The sequence below is a fragment of the Algoriphagus aquatilis genome (assembly GCF_042657405.1).
GTDB classification, from domain to species: Bacteria; Bacteroidota; Bacteroidia; order Cytophagales; family Cyclobacteriaceae; genus Algoriphagus; species Algoriphagus aquatilis.
In genome coordinates, this window is the sequence record NZ_JBHSKS010000032.1 from 1 (window position 1) to 1,290 (window position 1,290).

Sequence of the window (1,290 nt, forward strand, 5' to 3'; positions counted from 1 at the left end):
GAGACTGTTCAAATAACTGTGTCAAAATTTAAACCATTAAATTTTGACTATGAAAGAAGACAAAGAAGAGTTTGATTTCAAGGCTTTCGCCAAGCAGGCCGGAGATGCGCTTCGGTCAGGTAAGCCATTAGCTGGTAAGGACGGTGTTTTCACCCCGTTATTGAAAATGATCATTGAATCGGCCCTTGAAGGAGAGTTGGATGATCATCTAAGTGAAACTCGAAAATCCGGAAAGAATAGGCGGAATGGGCATGGAGCCAAAAAACTTCAAAGCTCGTTGGGCGGCTTTGAAGTTTTGGCTCCCCGAGACCGCAATTCCAGTTTCGAGCCACAGATCGTGGAGAAACGACAGCATAAGATCAGTTCTGACATTGACCAGCAGATTATCGCCTTGTTCAGCCGAGGGATGAGTTACCGCGACATTCAGGATCATGTAGGAGAGATGTATGGGATAGAGGTTTCTGAAGGGACCCTGACGGCAATTACCGACAGGATTTTCCCCCAGATCTTAGCCTGGCAGAATCGCCCTTTGGAGAGTCTGTATCCGGTGATCTGGCTGGATGCGATGCACTTCAAAGTCAGGGAAGACGGAGCAGTAAAGACCAAGGCGGTTTACTCTATTCTTGGAGTAACCACGAGGGGGGAAAAGGAAGTTATCGGAGTCTATTTTGGGGATCATGAATCCAGCAAATTTTGGCGTCAAGTACTCCATGAACTCAAGCAGCGGGGTATTGAAGATGTACTGATTGCCTGTATAGACAACCTGAACGGGTTTGCCGATGCTATCGAGGATGTGTTTCCCCAGACTGACGTTCAGCTCTGTCTGGTTCATCAGATGCGCAATTCCATGAAATGCATCAGTGAAAAAGACATGAAACCGATGGTCAGGGATCTGAAGAAAATCTACAAAGCAGATAATGAAAAGATGGCTCTTCATTACCTGCAGGAAGCCGAAGAAACCTGGGGAAGTAAATACAAAGTGGTGTTCAAATCATGGTATAGAAACTGGGACAGATTGACCAACTTCTACAAATATCCTCCCCAATTGAGAAGGCTGATCTACACAACCAACCCGATTGAAAGCTACCATCGGATGGTCAGAAAAGTCACCAAAACTAAAGGAGCATTCAGCTCGGAGAATGCGATCTTGAAACAAATTTACTTAGCAACCATGAACGCTCAGACAAAATGGAACGGAACCATCTTCGCATGGCCATCAATTAGAAAAGACCTAATCGCTTACTTTGAAGATCGATTTAACCAAACTGACACAGTTTAGTGAACACTCCC

1 protein-coding gene is annotated in these 1,290 nt (G+C 45.1%); it reads left to right on the plus strand.

Annotated features, from left to right (window positions below; all coding sequences use genetic code 11):
- The first annotated feature begins 49 nt into the window (after positions 1–49).
- Positions 50–1,279 carry an IS256 family transposase gene (locus ACFPIK_RS18120; protein WP_377917869.1) on the plus strand — a complete coding sequence of 410 codons (1,230 nt, stop codon included), beginning with the start codon at positions 50–52 and terminating at the stop codon, positions 1,277–1,279.
- The last annotated feature ends 11 nt before the right edge of the window (positions 1,280–1,290 follow it).